Genomic DNA, 19,096 nt, shown 5'->3' on the forward strand with positions numbered 1-19,096 from the left:
TATGGTAATAGTCTATGAGAAAAAGGGAGTGTAACGTTGAAAAATCGGATAAAACCAGATCGGAATATAACAGAAAAGGATCTTTTTCAAGAAGAACCTGAAAAATCATATAACCAAGGTAAAAAGTTTAAGAAAACATTGGAAGATGATAAAGGTAACAATAAAAAAATAGAAGGAAACAAGGTCAGACCAAGGGATACGAAAGCTGTAGTACGGCGTCTAAGCAGATACCTTATTGCAGAAAAATGGAAAATTACTCTTGCACTTTTTCTGACTGTAATCGGTAATATTCTCGCCTTAATCGGCCCTATGCTTTCAGGATATGCCATAGATGCAATTGAACCAGGCAAAGGAAAAGTCATCTTTGAAAAAGTGTTCTACTATTGTGGACTAATGATGATCCTATATGTTTTCTCAGCCCTTTTCTCTTACTTGCTAAGCATATTAATGCTGCATATCAGTCAGAAGGTAACGAAGCGTATACGAAATGATGTCTTTACAAAATTAACAGAACTGCCGGTTAATTACTATGATACCAAGCAGGCAGGAGACATAATAAGCCGTATTTCATATGACATAGATGTCATTAGTACCTCATTGTCTACAGATGTAGTGCAGATAATGGCAAGCGTTATAACCGTTGTCGGCTCCCTTATCATGATGATAATGATCTCTCCGGTATTAGTACTGGTAATGCTTGTTACAATTCCTCTTTCCATTCTTTACACCCGCTATATGTCCGGCAGGGTAAGACCATTATACGCCATCCGATCAGAAAAATTAGGAGGGTTAAATGGATTTGTAGAAGAGATGGTTTCCGGTCAAAAAACCATTCGGGCTTATGCCAGGGAAGAGGTCATTCAGGATAAATTTGACTCAATTAATCATGAAGCAGTAGAGGCTTATTTTAATGCGGACTACTTTAGTAGTATCGTTGGACCTACCGTTAATTTTATTAATAATCTTTCCTTATCATTAGTTACAGTATTCGGAGCGGTTTTATTTTTGCTGGGGCAATTAACTCTTGGAAGTATATCTTCCTTTATTTTGTACTCAAGAAAATTCTCCGGGCCTATTAATGAAGCAGCTAATATTGTAAGTGAACTTCAATCCGCCGCAGCAGCGGCAGAGAGGGTATTTAAGATTCTGGATGAAGAATCCGAGGTTGCTGATTCCCCACAGGCAAAGGAATTGACTGTTGAAAAAGGTAAGGTGCAATTAAACAATGTTACCTTCGGTTATTTAAAGGACAGAATAATTTTACAGAACCTAAATATGGAGGCGAAAGAGGGTAACCTAATCGCTATTGTCGGCCCTACCGGTGCCGGCAAAACCACTATAATTAATCTCTTGATGCGTTTCTACGATATCAACAACGGCAGTATCATTATTGATAATCAGAATATAAATGAAGTTACAAGAGGAAGCCTTCGAAAAGCTTATTCTATGGTGTTACAGGATACCTGGGTATTTCATGGTACAATATATGATAACATTGCTTACGGAAAAGAAAATGCTACCATGGAAGAAGTGGTAGAAGCAGCAAAAGCAGCGAAAATCCATTCCTATATCAAGAAATTGCCAAAGGGCTATCATACTATCCTGGACGAAGATGGTATCAACATGTCAAAGGGACAGAAACAACTATTAACAATTGCAAGAGCAATGCTGATGGATTCCAAGATTCTGATATTAGACGAAGCAACTTCAAACGTTGATACCCGAACAGAAATTCAGATACAAGCCGCCATGCGTAAGCTGATGGAAGATAAGACCTGTTTTGTTATAGCACATCGACTATCTACCATTAAAAATGCTGATTTAATCCTGGTAGTAAACGAAGGAAATGTAATTGAACAGGGTACTCATACCGGACTTATGGAGAGAAAAGGCTTTTATTATCAAATGTATTCTTCACAGTTTGTATAATTTTATATAAATGCCTCAAAACATTACTCAGTAAATAAATATGAAAATAGGACTTGCCAAGCAACCCATTTCTTAGTAAAATATATTAGGTTACCGCAAACTTGAGGTGTACTGAGAGGCAAGTAGCTATTATGAAGAATATCAAAGAACATATAAGGCTTGGGCAGTTTAGACCTGTATATCTCCTATATGGCACAGAAAGTTATCTAAAGAGACTGTATAAAGATAAATTAAGAACAGCCATCCTAACCGACAACAATGAGATGAATTATTCCTATTTTGAAGGCAAAGGAGTGGATATACTCAAGGTTCGGGAAATAGCCGAAACTCTCCCTTTCTTTAGTGACAAGCGTCTTATCATAATTGAGAACAGCGGGCTATTTAAAAACCAAAATGATTTGGCAGATTATATCAAAGATATCCCTGAGACTACACATATCGTTTTTGTAGAATCAGAAGTTGATAAAAGAAATCGTCTGTTTAAAGCTGTGAAAGATAATGGAACCATATCGGAAATGAACAGCATGGATGAAGCCAATCTAAAGATTTGGGTTGCAACGCTCCTAAAGCAGGACGCAAAGAAGATAACAGAAGAAAGTATTCTCTATCTGCTTAGCAAGACCGGAACAGATATGGATAACATCAGCAATGAAGTTGAGAAGTTGATATGTTATACCGGTGATAGGGATATTGTAACCAGCCAGGACATTGAAGAAGTATGTACTTCTCAGATATCCGGCAAAATATTTCTAATGGTAGAAGCCATCGGAAACAAAAGACAGAAACAGGCTTTAGACTTATACTATGACCTGCTGGCTCTAAAAGAAAAGCCAATGTCCATCATGTTCCTAATATCCAGACAGTTTAATATCCTACTTCAGGTAAAAAATCTGCTGTCTTTAGGCTTTAACAACAATTCCATCGCTGAAAAGACCGGATTAATGCCATTTACCATTGGAAAATATGTAAGCCAATGTAAGAATTTTAATGAAAAGACATTAAAAGGAGCACTTACTTATTGCGTTGACATGGAAGAGCAAGTCAAGACGGGAAAAATGCAGGATAGTATTGCTGTTGAGCTTATCATAGTTCGGTTTAGCGCTGCTTAAATATCGGGTTTAACAGCGGATTACTTATATTTAACATTTATAAATGATAATTATTTATAATGATTTGGTTATATACAATCAATCTTTCTATAATACGTAATATGTACTAAAGAAAGATGATTATAATATAAATTGGAGATGTATCGAAGAGGCCGTAACGAGCTTGACTCGAAATCAAGTTGTCCGCAAGGGCACGTGGGTTCGAATCCCACCGTCTCCGCTAAAAACCCTTAGTATTTACTGGGGGTTTTATTTTTGTGTTGCATTTCATGTTGCATAAACGCTTTAATGTAACAAAGATAAATATACTTAAGAACTTTATAAGGATGATGCCTAAAACATGCAGAGATCGTTCACAAAATTGAGGACAGACGAGTTATAGCAAAGTGTAAGGAAATCGGAATAGTTCCTTACGGATATACCTTGATAGTTACTATGTAAAGAAGCCAAGTGTTATTTCTCAGCTTCACTAGTTTGATATGCAATTAATACGATATCCTTATCTGTTTTGGAGCTAATCGTTTTTTCTAACTCAGAGATGCTACTAACATCTTCATTAGAGATATTAGCTATACAATAGTCTTTAAAATTCTTTATTTCCATGAGTTCATCTCCTTTCATGGTAAGTATTTGTAATATTTTTAAAATTAAACATTGTAAATTAATTTGATAAGTTAGTAGGTTACTTATACAGAGAGAATATAGAGGTCAAAGAACAGATACAAAAGTATGGGTATTCGCTGTTAAATGGGCACCACTTGAATGGAACGTTCGAATCGTTCAAGCTGGATTATACCCAGTACACTCCTTGATAGATACGTCTGAAATATAGGCATGTCTTTTTATATTGAAAAATGTGGTAAGATTGGTTATAATGGTAAAAATAAAGTTCAGGGAGCGAATATATGAAAAAATGGGAATACAGGATATTAGAGGTATCAATGGACTTAAATGACAACGATGAAATTGAAGTAAATAATTTAGGTAAAGAAGGATGGGAAATGATAAGTGTGACCTCTATAATAAAAGACAGTGTAAGTGGTGGTTCCTATACTTCATCGGTTATATTTACACTTAAAAGAGAATTAGAATAGATATAATAAGCATCCTTCGGGGTGCTTTTTCTTGTATTTTATCATTGTAATTACTGTAATAAAGTGATAAGATCTTACTTTTTCGAATTTTTAAAAAATTTTTCCTTTTCAGGAAAAAAACACTTGACAAATTTTATATTTGTAACTATTATAGTTACAAAAGGAGATGCTTTTATGTATTCTACTAAATTATCGGTTAGCATTCATATATTAAGTGTAATTGCATTGACGGAAACTCAGCCCATTACTTCTGAGTATATAGCTTCCAGCATTAACACTAATCCAGTGCTTGTTAGACGTTTGATGAGTCGTTTGAAGAAAGCTAAGCTAATTAAGACGAGCACAAAGCTTGGTGTAACTGGGCTTGCAAGAAAAGAAGAGGATATAACACTTCTTGACATATTCCTTGCGGTTGAGGATCATCAACAATTATTCAGTATACATGACAATACCAACCCGGAATGCCCGGTAGGAGCGAATATTGAAAGTACTCTGAAACATTTATATGATACCATTCAAAAGGCCACTGAAAAAGAACTGTCCGCTATTACGCTGGCAGAAGTCACAAAGGAATTTATTCCCAGATAAATTACACAATAATGGATTCAGGATCATCAACTCGAATACTTTGTATTCACAAAAGGCGTGTAGTTCAAAAAACGAAAGACTGTTTTTCAACTGCACATGCAGAATGGAGGTTATTATGAAACTTGCAATTATAGGTGCAACCGGCATGGCCGGTACCGCACTATACAAAGAAAGTGTGTCTCGCGGACATGATGTTACCGTTATCGTACGAAATAAAGACAAAGCTGTCTCCTTACTGGGAAACGATGTAAAAGTAATTGAAGAAGATGTATTTAACCTAACAAAATCAGATCTTCAGGATTTCGACGTTATCATAAACGCTTTTGCAACGACTCCGGATAAAGCGTATTTACATCTTGACTTAGCTGCAAAATTGATTTCTTTCTTCAGAGAGACAGAAAGCCCACGATTATTTTTTATTCTCGGGGCAGCCAGTTTACTAGATCAGAAAGAGGAACTGTTTTTGGACACTCTAAAAACTTTTCCGGATACGGAATCCTGGATTTCTATTCCAATTGAAGCCTATAAGACCCTTAACTTCCTGCGAGGTATTGAAAATGTCAACTGGGTGGGAGTGTCTCCCTCGGCGGAGTTTGTAGCCGGAGATGCAACTGTTCCAGTGATAGGTAAAGATCATCTCTTGGCATCTGCAAATGGCCAATCCCTCGTAACAAGCGGAACAATGGCAGTAGCAATCTTAAATGAAATAGAAAATCCACGATTCATCCGCACAAGATTTACAGTATGTAATCAGTAATTATCACATAAATTTATTAAAATGATTGGAGGTATAATTATGAGTAAATTAATTGGTATTATTTCAGGCAGCTTAAGAAAGAATTCTTTTTCCGGAAGTATCGCTGAGTATGTAAAGAGTCATGCTCCAGAAGGTTTTGAGTTTAAAATTATTGATATTAGCGGACTCCCTCTTTATGATCAAGATTATGATGGTGCAGACCCTAAGGAGTATACCTTATTTAGAAATGAAATAAAGGCTCTGGATGGTGTACTTTTTATCACACCGGAACACAATCGTTCAATTCCTGCAGCGTTAAAAAATGCACTTGATGTAGGTTCAAGACCATATGGCCAAAATGTATGGAACGGCAAGCCGGGTGCCATTATCAGCCAGTCTCCAGGTGGAATTGGCGGCTTTGGTGCAAATCATCATCTGCGTCAGATACTTGCTTTTCTAAATGTATTAACTCTTGCCCAGCCTGAAGCGTATATCGGTTCTTACCACACCTTAATTGATGAAAGCGGTGCCTTAAACAATGCAGGTACAAAAGAGTTTATTGATAGTTTCTTAGGTGCTTTTACTTCCTGGGTTGAAAAAATATCTTAATTAATATAGGGCATACAAGTCATAAATAACTTGTATGCCCTAATTTCATTTCTACTCAAATTACACTCAGCATGATAAGCAGCCGCTTATCTATATAAAAATGCAATTCGCTATCCATGGGGAATACATAAATAAGAATTTTTGTTATAATTGCTTTTGTTAAAGGAGGTATCTACTATGGATCAAAGGCAGATAGGTAAATTTATAGCTGAGTTAAGAAATGAAAAAAGTATGACTCAGTCAGAACTTGGTGAAAAACTTGGTGTTACAAACAAAACAGTTTCCCGTTGGGAAAACGGAAATTATATGCCGGATATTTCACTTATTACAACACTATGTACAGAATTGGGTATAAGCGCAAATGAACTTTTATGTGCGCAACATCTAAAAGATTCGGAGTTTAAAATGAAAGCAGATGAAAATTTAATAGAAACACTAAACAAAATCAAAAATATCCGGCACGAAAAATCAATCATTGATTTTTTTACTGGTGCTGGCACTGGTATAGTAATTTCATGCTTGTTTTCACCTCTTTCAATTATAAGGACAGTTGTCATACTTACCGGAATTGCAATGATTGGGATAGGATGGTATAGAAAAGCAAAGTATGATAAAATGGTTTTCCAGCTCTTAGACGAACATAATCAATAATGCTGTCGTAATGGTTTAATTTATCTTATGTATCCAAACTATTATTTTAAATACCTATGCATATTTGGACTTTTATATTTTGAATTTAAATTTCTTGGAAACTTGAAAGAAATATATAATCCCTTCGTTATTGTATTGTTTCAATATCATGACGAGAGGGATTTATTTATTGGCGTTGCTATAAAGTAGTTTCAATTGATAAAAAGGAGGCTCATGTAAGTTATATACAGGTGCGAGGACTCCCAAATAGTCCGTTTAATATCATTATGAACGTAATTAAATCCTTATAATAAATAAAATCCTGCATTCAGTTTAAATATTAGGTCTACATCCTAACCTCATAATACCAGATGAAATACCGGTAAATCCGATATTTCATCTGGTATTTTTTATGAATTACTTTATATGAATGCCTAAATCTATTATTACTAATATATATTTGTAATTGTATAATCTAATTAGATATTTATATAATCAATATTGACAAAACATATGTGTTATAAGTATAATGTAAATATATTTAGATGAACATCTAATCAAAAAGGAGATATTTATATGAAAACAGATATCATTAAAAAAATTGTAAAAGCCAGTGGAGTCAGTCAGGGAGAATTAATATTGCTTCACTTTTGGGGTGAGGACAGGGATATTGATTTAATGCATAAATTTGCTGTTGCAGTAGCTGAGCTTGGTGCTTCTTCAATGGAAGTGCAGCAATCCAGAACCCATAACAGTAATATTTTCAAATCTGTTTCACAAGCAAGTTATAATGATAAATATTATTCTATATTCAATCAGGTTGATGCGGTACTTGATATATTTACTTATAAGCCGATAGTTTTAGAGAACGAACTCCCCAAGGAACAGATGGATTACTATTTGTCCTATATGCAGAATATTTTTCATGTTTTTATGAAAAAGAAGCGATTTACCCAAATTCGTATACCAACAGCTGAAAATGCAAAAGAATCAGGTCTGGAACCCTCAGAATTTATTGAGCGTATGACAAAAGCATATGATATTGATTATGACATGTTAAAAGAAACCTGTGAGAAGAAAATAACAGAATTGAGTAAAGCAAAGGAAATCCTTTTGCACACCGGAGACAATTGCATATTAAAGCTTGTAACCGAAAACAGAGATTGGATAGCAGATTGTGGTGACGGTGATTGGCCTTGTGGTGAAGTATACATTGCTCCTGTAGAAGATCAAACAGAAGGTACTATTTTTTATAACAGACTCTATCTGGAAGATACCGGTGTATTTGAGAATATAGTTCTGACAATCAAAGATGGTGTTATAATAAGCAGTAATTCAGATTTATTTAATCAATTTCTGGAAAAAAATTCAAAGGAGAACCTGACAGTTTGTGAACTTGGCTTCGGCTGTAATGATAATATATTAAGTATTACAGGTTATACCGTATTAGATGAAAAGATGTCTGGTACCTTTCATATTGCTATTGGCGATAATAGCATGTTCGGCGGAAAAAACAACGCTGATTTACATATAGATTTCGTTGGAACCGCATCCATTGAATTAAAATAATTTACTTAAAGACGCTACCGTATGATAATCAAAGAACAATTTTTGATTTATATATGCACTTTAACGCATCACAAGGAGAATATATGATGGAAAACAAAAATACTGAATTTCTAAAATACTTGGATATATCCATAAAGGCATCTCAAGATATGACTCAGGAATTAATAAAGGATAACCGAAAAGATGAAGCAGATCATGAAAAAGTAAAAACGAATGTATATCAGATTTTTAAAACAGTATTCCAGGTTATCACAAAACAAAAAGCTTTGGAACTAGATGACATTAAGAAACTCTTTCTTGAAAAACTCGAAACGATTCCGGCAAATTGGAAGACCTCTCTTGAATCTGGGAAGGAATTTCAAGACTATGAAAAAATACTGATTGAAGAAATAAAGCTGCAAACTCTTGAGGAAATTCGAAATACGTTTTTAACACTTTGGGAAAGTAATTAAGGTTCTTAACTAGAAACAAATATCTATTCCGCATTATCAAGGTGTAGCTTGATATTTACGAAAGGAGTTAAAATGACAGAAGCAGAAGCAATTAAGCTTTTTAAATGCCTTGCAGACAAGTCACGAATGAAAATCCTTAAATCATTAATAGTAGAAGATATGTATGTGGAAAGACTTGCTGAAAGATTGAATCTAACACCTGCAACCATATCCTTTCATCTTAAAAAGTTAGAAGATGCAGGAGCGGTGACTTCCTATAAAGATCAATACTATATGATGTATTCCTTGTGCAAGGATATCTTTATTACTAACATCTTAGATATAATCAAGGAGGAAACTCCCGATGCCAAGGAACAGGAAGAACGCGAAAATAACTACCGTAAAAAAGTGATAAATGCCTTCTTTGAATACGGCAGACTAAAATCAATCCCTGCGCAGAGAAAAAAGGAGCGTATTATACTGGAGGAAATCGCAAAAGCCTTTGAAAATGGAAAAGAATATTCAGAGCGAGAAATCAATATAATAATCGCTGACTTCCATGATGATTTTTGCACTCTCAGAAGGGATATGATATCCGAAGGATTATTGGAACGAACAGGAAATATCTATAAGTTGAAATAATCTGCAAGGGGCTGTTGCAAAATAGCTAATTTACTCTTTTGAAAGGATTGGGTGTATTATAATACATTTGGCTGCTTTTCCCTCGCTCGTTCAAAACGCTCCGCTTCACAAGAAGAGCTCGGCCAGTCAACGCAAAATATATTATTATACACCCAGTCCTGTTTTAGTTTTATTATGGCTATTTTGCAACAGCCCTTTAATGATATATATGTAATATTTTAAATTCTATTGGGCTCATTTGTTCAAACTTCCGAAAGCTGAACAAAAATAGCTCACATCTTGAAAACCTACCATTCTGATATGCTCCTTAATTTGTATACTCTTGTTTTGACTTTAATCGATTGAGTCCATTGGGTGTTAAAATAATTGAAGCAAATGAACAAAGATTTTAGAATCTCCCTTGGCTTGACTCTTAAATAATATTCCAACGAGATAAAGAATCGACTTTCTGATTTTAATATGGTAATATATAACTAAATTTAAATTAGCAGTATGCTATTTTTATTTGACTAGTTAATAAAAACATATAACTCCAGAAGGAGGCAGCTATCATAAAAAATCTTCCAAACCTCATTACCCTAACCAGAATTATTTTCTCTCTGGTGCTACTGTTTACCGTACCAATGTCTGGGTGGTTTTTCTTTTTTTATATACTTTGCGGAATCAGTGATATGATAGATGGATTTCTTGCAAGAAAAATGAATTCTGTTACCAATTTGGGAGCAGCACTGGATAGTACAGCTGATTTTGTATTTATAACCATAGTCATATCTGTACTGATAACAAGAATTAAATTATCTGAGTGGATGTTAATATGGCTTGGTTTTATTATCATTATAAAAGTTTTAACTCTGCTAACCGGTTTTAGAAAATTTCATTCTCTTGCTTTTTTACATACTAATATGAATAAAATAACTGGTGGCTTATTGTTTTGTTTTCCTGTACTATATACATTTACCGAATTCCTTCCGATTGTATTTCTCCTGTTTATTTCAGCAACCTTTGCTGCATCGGAAGAATTAATTATTAACATGACTTCTGAAATATTAAACCCAGACGTAAAATCCTTTTTTGCCATTCAAAAGCACAAAACCAAGAAATAATGGAACAGTAGCAAAATTTTATACAAGTCAAAGTACATAGATTGGAGCCTAAGATGAAGGATAAACATCAAATGGTAATGAATGAGCTTCTATGCCAGCTTGAAGAGCCTTATAGGGATATGTTTTTGGAACTGGCAGAATACGCAGTAGTATTAGGTTACTGCCCTGTAAGAAATAAAACTCAGGACATCACTATTGATTTTAGAAACAATAAAGTCAAAAAAACAATCTTAAAAATGGAACAGTATGAGCAAAAACATGACGGATGCAAATACAAGGAAACGACAATTCCAGGCTTAAGACTACGATTTTTTGCTGCTAAAGAATATTCTGATATTTTTAGTCAGGGGATTAAACGGGTAATTGAAGACTTTGGCGGGAAATATACCGGATGTTATGGCTGTGGCAGGTGTGATGGTACTCAAGGCTATATCTATACATATGAAGACGGAAGAAGCGTATTCCGCTGTGGCTCAGAATTGGTTTCCGTGTTTCATTATAAAAAAGATAATCTTTCAGAAATAAAGGAATTAATGAAAACCCAAGCAGAATATTATAACAAGGAGGCATGACATGGAAATCCCATGCAATTTCTTAGATTCTATTAAAGATCAGACCGCAAGAACTCTTTGGAGTTTAAATAATGTTATTGATGCTATTCCTGATTCCTACTGGGAAAAACTCTACTGTGACATGCCAGTGTGGAAGCATGTCTATCATACCCTGCATTCTCTTGATATGTGGTATATTAATCCCCTGGTCTATGAGGAACCTGCATTTCATAAGGAAGGACTTAACGATCTTGACGCCCTTACCGAGGGATTTTTGTCCAGAAACTTACTAAAAGAATATTATCATAATGTCCGCAAGAAGATTCTTACCTATCTGGATGGTCTAGATGACGAGAAACTTCTGGAAAAACCAGATAAATGCCCTTATACCAGATTCCATCTCATAATGGCACAACACAGACATCTGGATATGCATATTGGGATGCTGATGGGATATATAATTGCCGGAGAGGATCTATGGCCTAGAATTCTGGGATTACAGTCAGAATTTCCGGAAGGCAAGTATTCCTTGTATTTTTAGTTATTACTTCTAAGAATAAAAGTAAACTGATGAGCTATTTTTCGGTTTGTGAATAACAAAATATAACTCAAGATGTGAAACAAATTTATGAAAGCCTTATAAAGTGACTTCTGAGAGGAGGATATAGAAAGATGAGAATACGCCTTGTAAAAGCGGTTGTTGGCGCAGGAATTATTGCTTTCGCAGTACTTTGTATCATACTGTTAAGACCTAAAGAGATACTGAAAACGTCCTTAACAGACGATATTGCATCAATTAATCTCACCAAATATGCTTCTCATGAAACGAAGGAAACTTTAACATTAACAGACAACAATCAAATCATAAAAGTTATGGATTTATTGGGGAAAGCACAAAAGACCGAAAAGTCCACGGTTAACGATACCCCTTATACAGACCTGTATTATAAAGCAGAGCTTCATAGTGAAAACGGAATACGTACCTTCTTTATTTATCAGAACGGCAAATCTTTTTATGCTGAAGAACCATACTCCGGTATTTACCGTCTGACAAAGAAAGCCTATAAAGATTTAACTCATATTTATACTGACGGTATTGCATCAACTCCTCATTATGCTTTTGCTAATCCATAATTAAGGCTGATATAAACTAATAAAACTTACTATCACAGAGGTGTACAATGGATATGGTTAAGTTAACAATAACTGCTTCAACATGCAGAAGCGGTTATCATAAAGCAGGTGATGAATACGTTGTGGGTGATATATGCCCGCCATTATGCCACGAACTGTGGCATAATATATACCCTTTAGTTTATACTTTATTAAATGGCGGCAGTCTCGATTATGGGAATATAAAAGCCAAATGCTTTGACGCCAGATGTCCGGATGGCGGGAGGGTATGTATCCATGGTGAGATTATAATGAAATAAACCATGTATAATTAGATTGAAATTATATTATAAGTATGGTATAAATATTAATAATTAGATAACAAAAAAAGTATTAGGCGAAAGCCTCGATCCACGTCTGTTAGGGAAAACTTAACAGGCGCATTTTTTATGTTGGGAGGATTTATGAACAGAAGAAGGTTTGTTTTAGAAATACTGACTGTTATTATAGGAAATTTTATCTATGCAGCAGGAATAGTATTATTCATTATGCCTTCAGGACTTATTACAGGGGGCACCACAGGTATTGCATTATGTATTTATCATCTTACCGGACTTCCGGTATCCTATTTTGTATTCAGCTTTAATGTTATTATGTTCTTTTTAGGTCTATTTATTTTAGGGAAGAAATTTGCTTTTACAACATTAATCAGTACCTTTTGTTATCCTATTGCTCTTGAGATATTGCGTAATGCCTGGGGAGGATACACATTAACTGGTGATATACTCTTATGTACCGTTTTTGGCGGGATCTGTATCGGAACTTCCATTGCTCTGATTATACGAGTTGGTTCCAGTACCGGCGGTATGGATATTCCTCCTTTGATATTATATAAGTTCTTTCGCATTCCGGTTTCTATAACCCTTTATATTGCAGACTGTATCATTTTGGCACTGCAGGCACTCCTTCTAAAAGGAATGTCTGAGAACGGCGAAAAGGTACTCTATGGTATTCTTCTGGTACTCACATATACGATTATTATTGATAAACTGCTCATGCTTGGAACAAGCAGAATGCAGATAAAGGTTGTAAGCAGTAAATCTGAACAGGTTAAGGCAGCGATTATTTCGGAAGTGGACAGAGGTGTGACCTTAATACATGGTAAAACCGGCTACTTAGAAAATGATACTGATATTGTCCTTAGCGTAATTTCCGGCAGAGAACTTGCAAAAGTAGAGAAGCTTGTACATGATATTGATGAAGAGGCTTTTGTAATTATCAGCCGTGTTAGTGAGGTAAGAGGCCGAGGTTTCAGCTTGGGTAAGAAATATATTAAGTAACCCCATAAGAGTAACAAATATTAACATCGTTGCAGAAGTTGATATGCACATATTTATAAGACACGCAAAAAACCTGACAGTATGTTGTCAGGTTTTTTCTGCTATTATAGGTTTGTAACCAATATCTGGTATAACTTGATAAACCTAGTACAGAGTTATCTGCAATACCAAGGGATGTTTCCATTCTAAGAGTGGATATGAAAGAAAGGAGTTTTCATATGGAAAACAATAATAAAAATTTACCACAGATTAATCTGGTCTCTGTTGTATTGGACAGTAATGACATCCAGACCTTGACTAATTTTTACATCCATCTATTGGGCTGGGAGAAGGAATTTGAAGAGCCTGGCATCTGGTCCAGTATTGTTTCTCCCTCCAAGGGGACAAGAATTTCTTTTCAAAGCAACGAAGATTATGTACCTCCCGTATGGCCGGAGGAACCTGGCAAACAGCAGCAGATGCTTCATCTTGACTTTAGCGTAGGCGGAAAAGAGAACCTGGAGGCCGCAATAGCGCATGCTATTGCCTGCGGTGCGGTAAAAGCTGATAACCAGTATTCCGAAGACTGGGTAGTATTGTTTGATCCGGCTGGACATCCTTTTTGCTTTGCATAGGTGGGGTAGAATTAACTACTAAACCTGGCAGTTAATAAAATTCCATGTATCCAGTTACGGCTGTCTCTTTATTGAAAATATACCGATTCAGTTATATTCTCCTGAACAATCTAATATAATGATAAAAAGCAATTAACAGGAGTTGTTTTAGAAATGTATTGGACATTCTTTCCCCAAGAGCAGGATAATGAAAATGCCCATATGGCCTGTATATTAGATACCTTTCAGGCGTTAGTAGATACGATTATTCCAAGAACTCCCCATCTGGCACAGGATTATGGTTTAATCCAATATTACGGGGCTTTGGATGCATATATCGACCAATATTTGATACTGTCTTTACAGAATCTCTATTATCCGATGGCAAACTTTACGATGGAGATTCTAAACTTGGCTGCACAAATTGTTAATTCAGAAGGGTTTGATAACAATCCCCAAAACTCCAATATAAGCTTTTCTAATTCTACACCGGAAAAAAGACTGCAGGCAATAGAATTACTGCAGATGGCCTCTGCATTTCCGGCTAACTACCCTCAGGTTTTTTCTGATAATCCAGATATCATTTTATATATCTATGGTTTTATAAACAGAGTACCCATGCTCGGTTATTATTCTGAATGGTATGGTTACGGTGATACAAGAATTCTTCCGCCGAACCAAAGACACTTGGAATTCTACCCGTTCAGCTGGCAGCAGATTGATTATCCCGGTCCTTCTCTTGGATATCACGCGCTGCGAAATACTATGTAGAAGGAGAAATTTGAATGGATGCAGATGTTATAATTATTGGTGCTGGCGGCGGTGGTGCGGTAGCAGCAAAAGAGCTTGGGGAGAAAGGTCTAAAGGTAATCGTTTTGGAAGCCGGTCCCTGGTATGGCAATCAAAATTGGCCTTCTCCCAATGAGGATGCAGGTGGAGTGGGCAGTTCAAGTTACAGTGACCTTAGTATGGAATTGTTAAAAACCTCCTTTACAGACCTTGAGGATGATATGAATGATTTTGTCTCCGGTAAATTTCGCTGGGGACCTGCCGATAGAAGCAAACCGCCATGGTATCGTATATTTTCATCCGGTGGTTTTGCATGGCAGAACTCCGGAGTGGGAGGCAGTACGCTGCATTATTATGCAAATTCTCCACGCGCCTATCCTCAGGAAGTAGATAATATATGGCCAATATCCTATAATGAATTGGTACCATATTATGAAAAAGTAGAGGCAACCCTTCCCGTCAGACCAGCTGCTGCAACTGCAAAGGAAGATTTATTCATCTATGGGTGTAAAAAGGCTGGCTGGACTCAGTTAGATTCACCGGATATAAGGACTCCCGGATACCGAATGGACCCTAATGCTATTATTCCTCCTAATCCGCTGATTAATGATCCTGATTTTGATTTTAAGAGCAATACCTCCATTGGCTGCACCCTTCGCGGCCATTGTGTGAATGGCTGCCATATTGGGCCTACTGTTGACAGCGTAGCAAAACGCTCCACTTTGGTCAGTTACATACCATTGGCCCTTCGTACCAACAACGTAGAAATAAGACCGAATACTTTTGTTACTAAGATACTGACTGAAAATGGTGCGGATAATCAATTAGAAGCAGTCGGAGTTATTTTCCGGAATACCTGGACCAATGAAACCGGAGAATTAAGAGCTAAGGTTATTGTCCTTGCAGCTGGCGGAATTGAATCACCAAGATTATGGCTGAATTCTGAGCTTCCAGAAAACCCCTGGGTAGGGAAAGGCCTTGTTAACCATTGGTTTGATAATGTGGCCGGAATATTTGATGAAGATGCCATTATGGATGCGATTGGAGTATCAGACGTTAAGCCTTTCGTAGGGCAGAATTCTGCCGTACGCTTTGATTATCCGGGTTACGGTGCCTTATTAATGACCGGAATCTCTCCAGGCCTTTATTCCGGCTTGGCATATGGTACCAGTTATAAAGGTTACAGTGCACTACAGAAAGTGGATGCCGGCCTTCCCTGGGATTATGAAGGTATGATTGTCGGCGAACAATTAAAGGATTTCATGCGTCAATACAAGAGAACGCTAAACTGCCTTATTTTAACAAACGATGATGTAAACCAAAGTAATAGTGTAACTCTCGATCCATACGCCAAAGATGAAAATGGATTTTTACCCGTTATCACCTATCAGCCAAGCCCGGACGACATCGTAAGGCGTGATGCAATGGTGTCCGTAGCTTGTGATATTTTCAGAAAAGCCGGTGCCAAAACCATAGTTCGTGCCAATTGGCCGCCAACCACCTTCTTACATATCATGTGTTCTATGCGTATGGGGTATGTAACAGATACCAATTGCGAGGCAAATCAGGTAAAGAGACTATACATTGCAGATAATAGCGTTATTTACAACGGAATAGGCGGACCAAATCCAACCCTGACCAATCAGGCATTGGCAACCAGGACTGCTGAAAAAATAATAGAAAAATATTTTGCTTCCTAAACTTATATCTTTTGGGGCTGTTGCAAAATAGCAATTATGGCTATTTTGCAACAGCCCCAATTTTTTATATTAAGGCTTATATTTTCAAAATACCGGTTGTATGTTAAAATAAAAATATGGCACCTGTTGTTTTCAGTGTTATATTTAAGAAATTAACAAAGGTTACTTAAAATTAATTATATAGAATAACAGTAAGTGAAAAATACCAATGAAAGGCAGGTAAAAACAGTGAAAAAAATCTGTTGCTTCCTTCGGGGAGTAAATGTTAAAGGAACTTCTATGAAGATGGCTGACCTTAAGACTGCTTTTGAAAAAATGGGCTTTACAGATATTTCAACAATACAGGCATCGGGAAATGTAATCTTTGATACCCCTGATAATCTTGGGAAAGAAGAACTGAAACAGGCAATAGAAAAACATTTAAGCAGTTATTTTCAATACGATGCTAATGTATTCTTGCGGGAAAAAGGGGAAATAGAAGAGTTGTTAAGTACTGGTAAAACCCTTACTGTTCCAGGCGACTATCATCTCTATTCATTGATTTGTGATAACAAAGAAATATTAGAGGAGTTAAAGGCTCTCTTTACTGAAACTCCTCATGAACCCCTGGAAGATTACATTGTGACAGAAACAGATGCTTTTTGGACAGTTCCAAAAGGTTCGACCTTAAGTTCAGAATTCGGTTCAAAGGTCCTTGGTAAGAAACGATATAAAAGCTATCTTACTTCCCGTAATATCAATACCATTGAAAAAATATATAAAACTCTGAACGAATAATTGTCTTATCCCTCAATGAAAATAAAAACTTAAGACCAATTCAAACAATTGGTTCAAATAAAGGAGAATATTATGAAAGATACGGTTTTACTTATTGTTGATGTTCAGAATGCCATCATGGAAGAGCATCCCTATCAAGAAGAAATACTCATCGAAAACCTTCAAAAGCTTATAGCTTATTCAAGAAATAAAGGAATCGAGATTATCTATGTCCGTCATATTGACGAACAGGGAACAGAACTGGAAGAAGGTTCAGAGGGATTTCAGATATTCCACAAAATCACCCCTCTGGATACCGATAAGATATTTAATAAAAGATTTAATAGTGCTTTCCGAAAGACTGGTTTAAAAGAATACCTGGACAGTAAGAATATTCGTAAAATAATCCTTACAGGTATGCAGACCGAATACTGTATTGATGCTACATTAAAATCTGCTTTTGACCTGGATTATGAAGTGATTATTCCCGAAGACACCACCTCAACTGTTGATAATCCGTATCTTACCGGAAAGCAGCTCCACGAGTACTTTCAATATGCAATCTGGAATAACCGGTTTGCTAAGGTCATACCACTGGAAGAACTCCTTGCAAAGTAGTTTTAGAGTATGCTGTATAATTCAGGCAGCTTTGTAATTGTATAGGTTATTGGAATTCCTGATGTATTTTCCGTATTTTTACGGTTTATCCAGCAGGTATCAATTCCTGCAAGGTAACCGCCTTTTATATCACTGCTCAAGGAATCACCAATAACAAGTGCTTTATCAGCTTTGAATTCTTTGATATGTTTTTTAACGTAATCAAAGAATTCTTTAGCTGGTTTTTGGTATCCAAGTTCCTGGGATGTAAAAATATTTTCAAAAAAAGGATATAGTTTTGACAGCCGAAGCCTGTTAAGCTGGGTTTCTGTCACTCCATTGGTAATAATAAAGAGCCGGTGGGATTTTGATAATTGCTGACATAAGTCATAGGCTCCTTCCATAAGCTGATAACCCTGACCTAATAATGTGCGGTATTGCATTTCCCACAGTACTCCATCCACTGTCTGACCTAGCTGATGCAGGGTTTTAGAAAATCGGGTATTCAGTACTTCATTTAAATCCAAAGTCCCTTTTTCGTAACCATTCCATAATTCTTTATTGATTCTATGATATGTGTCAAATATTTCTTTATTAAATGCAAAACCATTATCGGTAAAAAGCTTTTCTAAGGATTCTCTTTCATTGGCTTCAAAATCTAGAAGAGTATCGTCTAAGTCAAATAAAAGCATTTCATATTTCATATCTTATCACCATTTTTCATAATGTATTCTTTCAGGTTTATAACGGTCTACAAATTCATTTTTTTGCTCTGCAGGGTATCCGACTGCTATTAGTGCAAAGGGCTTTATATTCTCTGGCAGCCCAAAGAGCTTTACTATATTCTCAGCTGCTGTTTCTGAGGTGGCAATGCCCATCCAGACAGCTCCAAGATTCAGATGTACAGCCTCAAGCAATATATTTTGGGTGGCGGCCCCCAAATCCTGTTCCCAGGCAGTAGGCACCTTCAGATTTTGGCTGTCTGCAAGCAGTAGGATTGCGGCGCTGGAGCCTTCTGTCGGTTTTGCATAAAGAGAGACTTCTGAGAGTGCTTTTAGTGTGGTCTTTTCTTTCACCACTATAAACTCCCAAGGCTGCTGATTTGCAGCGGAAGGAGCCTGCATAGCTGCACGCAGCAGCTTTTCTATTTTATCATCATCCACTTTTTCATCTGTAAATTTGCGAATACTTCTGCGCTTAAATATTTCATCCATAAA

The 19,096-nt window shown here is 36.2% G+C and carries 24 protein-coding genes and 1 tRNA gene; 22 read left to right on the forward strand and 3 right to left on the reverse strand.

Annotated elements, in window-relative coordinates; all coding sequences use genetic code 11:
* Nucleotides 1-36: 36 nt before the first annotated feature.
* The 3 genes from bsdcttw_RS12905 (at nucleotide 37) to bsdcttw_RS12915 (ending at nucleotide 3,258) form a co-directional block, all read left to right on the forward strand.
* The gene (locus bsdcttw_RS12905; protein WP_330602182.1) at nucleotides 37-1,929 is read left to right on the forward strand and encodes an ABC transporter ATP-binding protein; all 1,893 of its coding nucleotides are present in this window, start codon (nucleotides 37-39) and stop codon (nucleotides 1,927-1,929) included.
* A gap of 131 nt (nucleotides 1,930-2,060) precedes the next feature.
* A complete protein-coding gene (gene holA / locus bsdcttw_RS12910) occupies nucleotides 2,061-3,038 on the forward strand; it encodes a DNA polymerase III subunit delta (protein ID WP_185255280.1) in 978 nt (325 codons plus the stop codon).
* A 134-nt stretch (nucleotides 3,039-3,172) separates the two neighbouring features.
* Nucleotides 3,173-3,258: transfer RNA gene (locus tag bsdcttw_RS12915), tRNA-Ser, on the forward strand.
* A 233-nt stretch (nucleotides 3,259-3,491) separates the two neighbouring features.
* On the opposite strand, the gene bsdcttw_RS12920 is transcribed toward bsdcttw_RS12915, so the two are convergent.
* The gene (locus bsdcttw_RS12920) at nucleotides 3,492-3,641 is read right to left on the reverse strand and encodes a hypothetical protein (protein WP_185255281.1); all 150 of its coding nucleotides are present in this window, start codon (nucleotides 3,639-3,641) and stop codon (nucleotides 3,492-3,494) included.
* Nucleotides 3,642-3,943: 302 nt separating this feature from the next.
* Here bsdcttw_RS12920 and bsdcttw_RS12925 point away from each other — a divergent pair, with 302 nt between their 5' ends.
* From bsdcttw_RS12925 to bsdcttw_RS13015, 19 genes are all read left to right on the forward strand, one after another.
* Nucleotides 3,944-4,132 (forward strand): DUF4177 domain-containing protein, encoded by a 189-nt coding sequence (locus bsdcttw_RS12925; RefSeq protein ID WP_185255282.1) that lies wholly within the window; start codon nucleotides 3,944-3,946, stop codon nucleotides 4,130-4,132.
* Between the two features lie 174 nt (nucleotides 4,133-4,306).
* Nucleotides 4,307-4,720, forward strand: coding sequence for an Rrf2 family transcriptional regulator (locus bsdcttw_RS12930; protein WP_185255283.1), 414 nt, complete (start codon nucleotides 4,307-4,309; stop codon nucleotides 4,718-4,720).
* Nucleotides 4,721-4,835: 115 nt separating this feature from the next.
* The gene (locus bsdcttw_RS12935) at nucleotides 4,836-5,477 is read left to right on the forward strand and encodes an NAD(P)H-binding protein (RefSeq protein WP_185255284.1); all 642 of its coding nucleotides are present in this window, start codon (nucleotides 4,836-4,838) and stop codon (nucleotides 5,475-5,477) included.
* A 39-nt stretch (nucleotides 5,478-5,516) separates the two neighbouring features.
* Nucleotides 5,517-6,065 (forward strand): NADPH-dependent FMN reductase, encoded by a 549-nt coding sequence (locus tag bsdcttw_RS12940; RefSeq protein ID WP_185255285.1) that lies wholly within the window; start codon nucleotides 5,517-5,519, stop codon nucleotides 6,063-6,065.
* 177 nt (nucleotides 6,066-6,242) lie between these two features.
* The gene (locus bsdcttw_RS12945) at nucleotides 6,243-6,716 is read left to right on the forward strand and encodes a helix-turn-helix domain-containing protein (protein ID WP_185255286.1); all 474 of its coding nucleotides are present in this window, start codon (nucleotides 6,243-6,245) and stop codon (nucleotides 6,714-6,716) included.
* Between the two features lie 555 nt (nucleotides 6,717-7,271).
* Nucleotides 7,272-8,264 (forward strand): aminopeptidase, encoded by a 993-nt coding sequence (locus tag bsdcttw_RS12950; RefSeq protein ID WP_185255287.1) that lies wholly within the window; start codon nucleotides 7,272-7,274, stop codon nucleotides 8,262-8,264.
* Nucleotides 8,265-8,347: 83 nt separating this feature from the next.
* The gene (locus tag bsdcttw_RS12955) at nucleotides 8,348-8,716 is read left to right on the forward strand and encodes a hypothetical protein (RefSeq protein ID WP_207726401.1); all 369 of its coding nucleotides are present in this window, start codon (nucleotides 8,348-8,350) and stop codon (nucleotides 8,714-8,716) included.
* Nucleotides 8,717-8,788: 72 nt separating this feature from the next.
* A complete protein-coding gene (locus bsdcttw_RS12960; protein WP_185255289.1) occupies nucleotides 8,789-9,337 on the forward strand; it encodes a metalloregulator ArsR/SmtB family transcription factor in 549 nt (182 codons plus the stop codon).
* A 602-nt stretch (nucleotides 9,338-9,939) separates the two neighbouring features.
* Nucleotides 9,940-10,440 (forward strand): CDP-alcohol phosphatidyltransferase family protein, encoded by a 501-nt coding sequence (locus bsdcttw_RS12965; protein WP_230989128.1) that lies wholly within the window; start codon nucleotides 9,940-9,942, stop codon nucleotides 10,438-10,440.
* 53 nt (nucleotides 10,441-10,493) lie between these two features.
* Nucleotides 10,494-11,012 (forward strand): hypothetical protein, encoded by a 519-nt coding sequence (locus bsdcttw_RS12970; RefSeq protein WP_185255290.1) that lies wholly within the window; start codon nucleotides 10,494-10,496, stop codon nucleotides 11,010-11,012.
* A gap of 1 nt (nucleotide 11,013) precedes the next feature.
* Nucleotides 11,014-11,532, forward strand: coding sequence for a hypothetical protein (locus tag bsdcttw_RS12975; protein ID WP_185255291.1), 519 nt, complete (start codon nucleotides 11,014-11,016; stop codon nucleotides 11,530-11,532).
* Nucleotides 11,533-11,663: 131 nt separating this feature from the next.
* Complete coding sequence (locus tag bsdcttw_RS12980) at nucleotides 11,664-12,125, forward strand: DUF5301 domain-containing protein (protein WP_185255292.1); 462 nt, start codon at nucleotides 11,664-11,666, stop codon at nucleotides 12,123-12,125.
* 47 nt (nucleotides 12,126-12,172) lie between these two features.
* On the forward strand, nucleotides 12,173-12,424 hold the full coding sequence (locus bsdcttw_RS12985; protein ID WP_185255293.1) for a TIGR04076 family protein: 252 nt from the start codon (nucleotides 12,173-12,175) through the stop codon (nucleotides 12,422-12,424).
* Nucleotides 12,425-12,568: 144 nt separating this feature from the next.
* Nucleotides 12,569-13,444, forward strand: coding sequence for a YitT family protein (locus bsdcttw_RS12990; RefSeq protein WP_185255294.1), 876 nt, complete (start codon nucleotides 12,569-12,571; stop codon nucleotides 13,442-13,444).
* A gap of 218 nt (nucleotides 13,445-13,662) precedes the next feature.
* Nucleotides 13,663-14,058, forward strand: a complete 396-nt coding sequence (locus tag bsdcttw_RS12995) for a VOC family protein (RefSeq protein ID WP_185255295.1) — start codon at nucleotides 13,663-13,665, stop codon at nucleotides 14,056-14,058.
* Between the two features lie 153 nt (nucleotides 14,059-14,211).
* Nucleotides 14,212-14,808, forward strand: coding sequence for a hypothetical protein (locus bsdcttw_RS13000; protein ID WP_185255296.1), 597 nt, complete (start codon nucleotides 14,212-14,214; stop codon nucleotides 14,806-14,808).
* Nucleotides 14,809-14,822: 14 nt separating this feature from the next.
* The gene (locus bsdcttw_RS13005; RefSeq protein WP_185255297.1) at nucleotides 14,823-16,526 is read left to right on the forward strand and encodes a GMC family oxidoreductase N-terminal domain-containing protein; all 1,704 of its coding nucleotides are present in this window, start codon (nucleotides 14,823-14,825) and stop codon (nucleotides 16,524-16,526) included.
* A 228-nt stretch (nucleotides 16,527-16,754) separates the two neighbouring features.
* On the forward strand, nucleotides 16,755-17,303 hold the full coding sequence (locus tag bsdcttw_RS13010) for a DUF1697 domain-containing protein (protein WP_185255298.1): 549 nt from the start codon (nucleotides 16,755-16,757) through the stop codon (nucleotides 17,301-17,303).
* 72 nt (nucleotides 17,304-17,375) lie between these two features.
* Entirely contained in the window at nucleotides 17,376-17,900 is a 525-nt protein-coding gene (locus tag bsdcttw_RS13015) for a cysteine hydrolase family protein (protein WP_185255299.1), read from the forward strand.
* A gap of 2 nt (nucleotides 17,901-17,902) precedes the next feature.
* On the opposite strand, the gene bsdcttw_RS13020 is transcribed toward bsdcttw_RS13015, so the two are convergent.
* The gene (locus bsdcttw_RS13020; protein WP_185255300.1) at nucleotides 17,903-18,583 is read right to left on the reverse strand and encodes a YjjG family noncanonical pyrimidine nucleotidase; all 681 of its coding nucleotides are present in this window, start codon (nucleotides 18,581-18,583) and stop codon (nucleotides 17,903-17,905) included.
* 6 nt (nucleotides 18,584-18,589) lie between these two features.
* Entirely contained in the window at nucleotides 18,590-19,093 is a 504-nt protein-coding gene (locus bsdcttw_RS13025; protein WP_185255301.1) for a nitroreductase family protein, read from the reverse strand.
* Between the last annotated feature and the right edge of the window lie 3 nt (nucleotides 19,094-19,096).

It is taken from the genome of Anaerocolumna chitinilytica (genome assembly GCF_014218355.1).
In the GTDB taxonomy this organism is placed as follows: Bacteria; Bacillota; Clostridia; order Lachnospirales; family Lachnospiraceae; genus Anaerocolumna; species Anaerocolumna chitinilytica.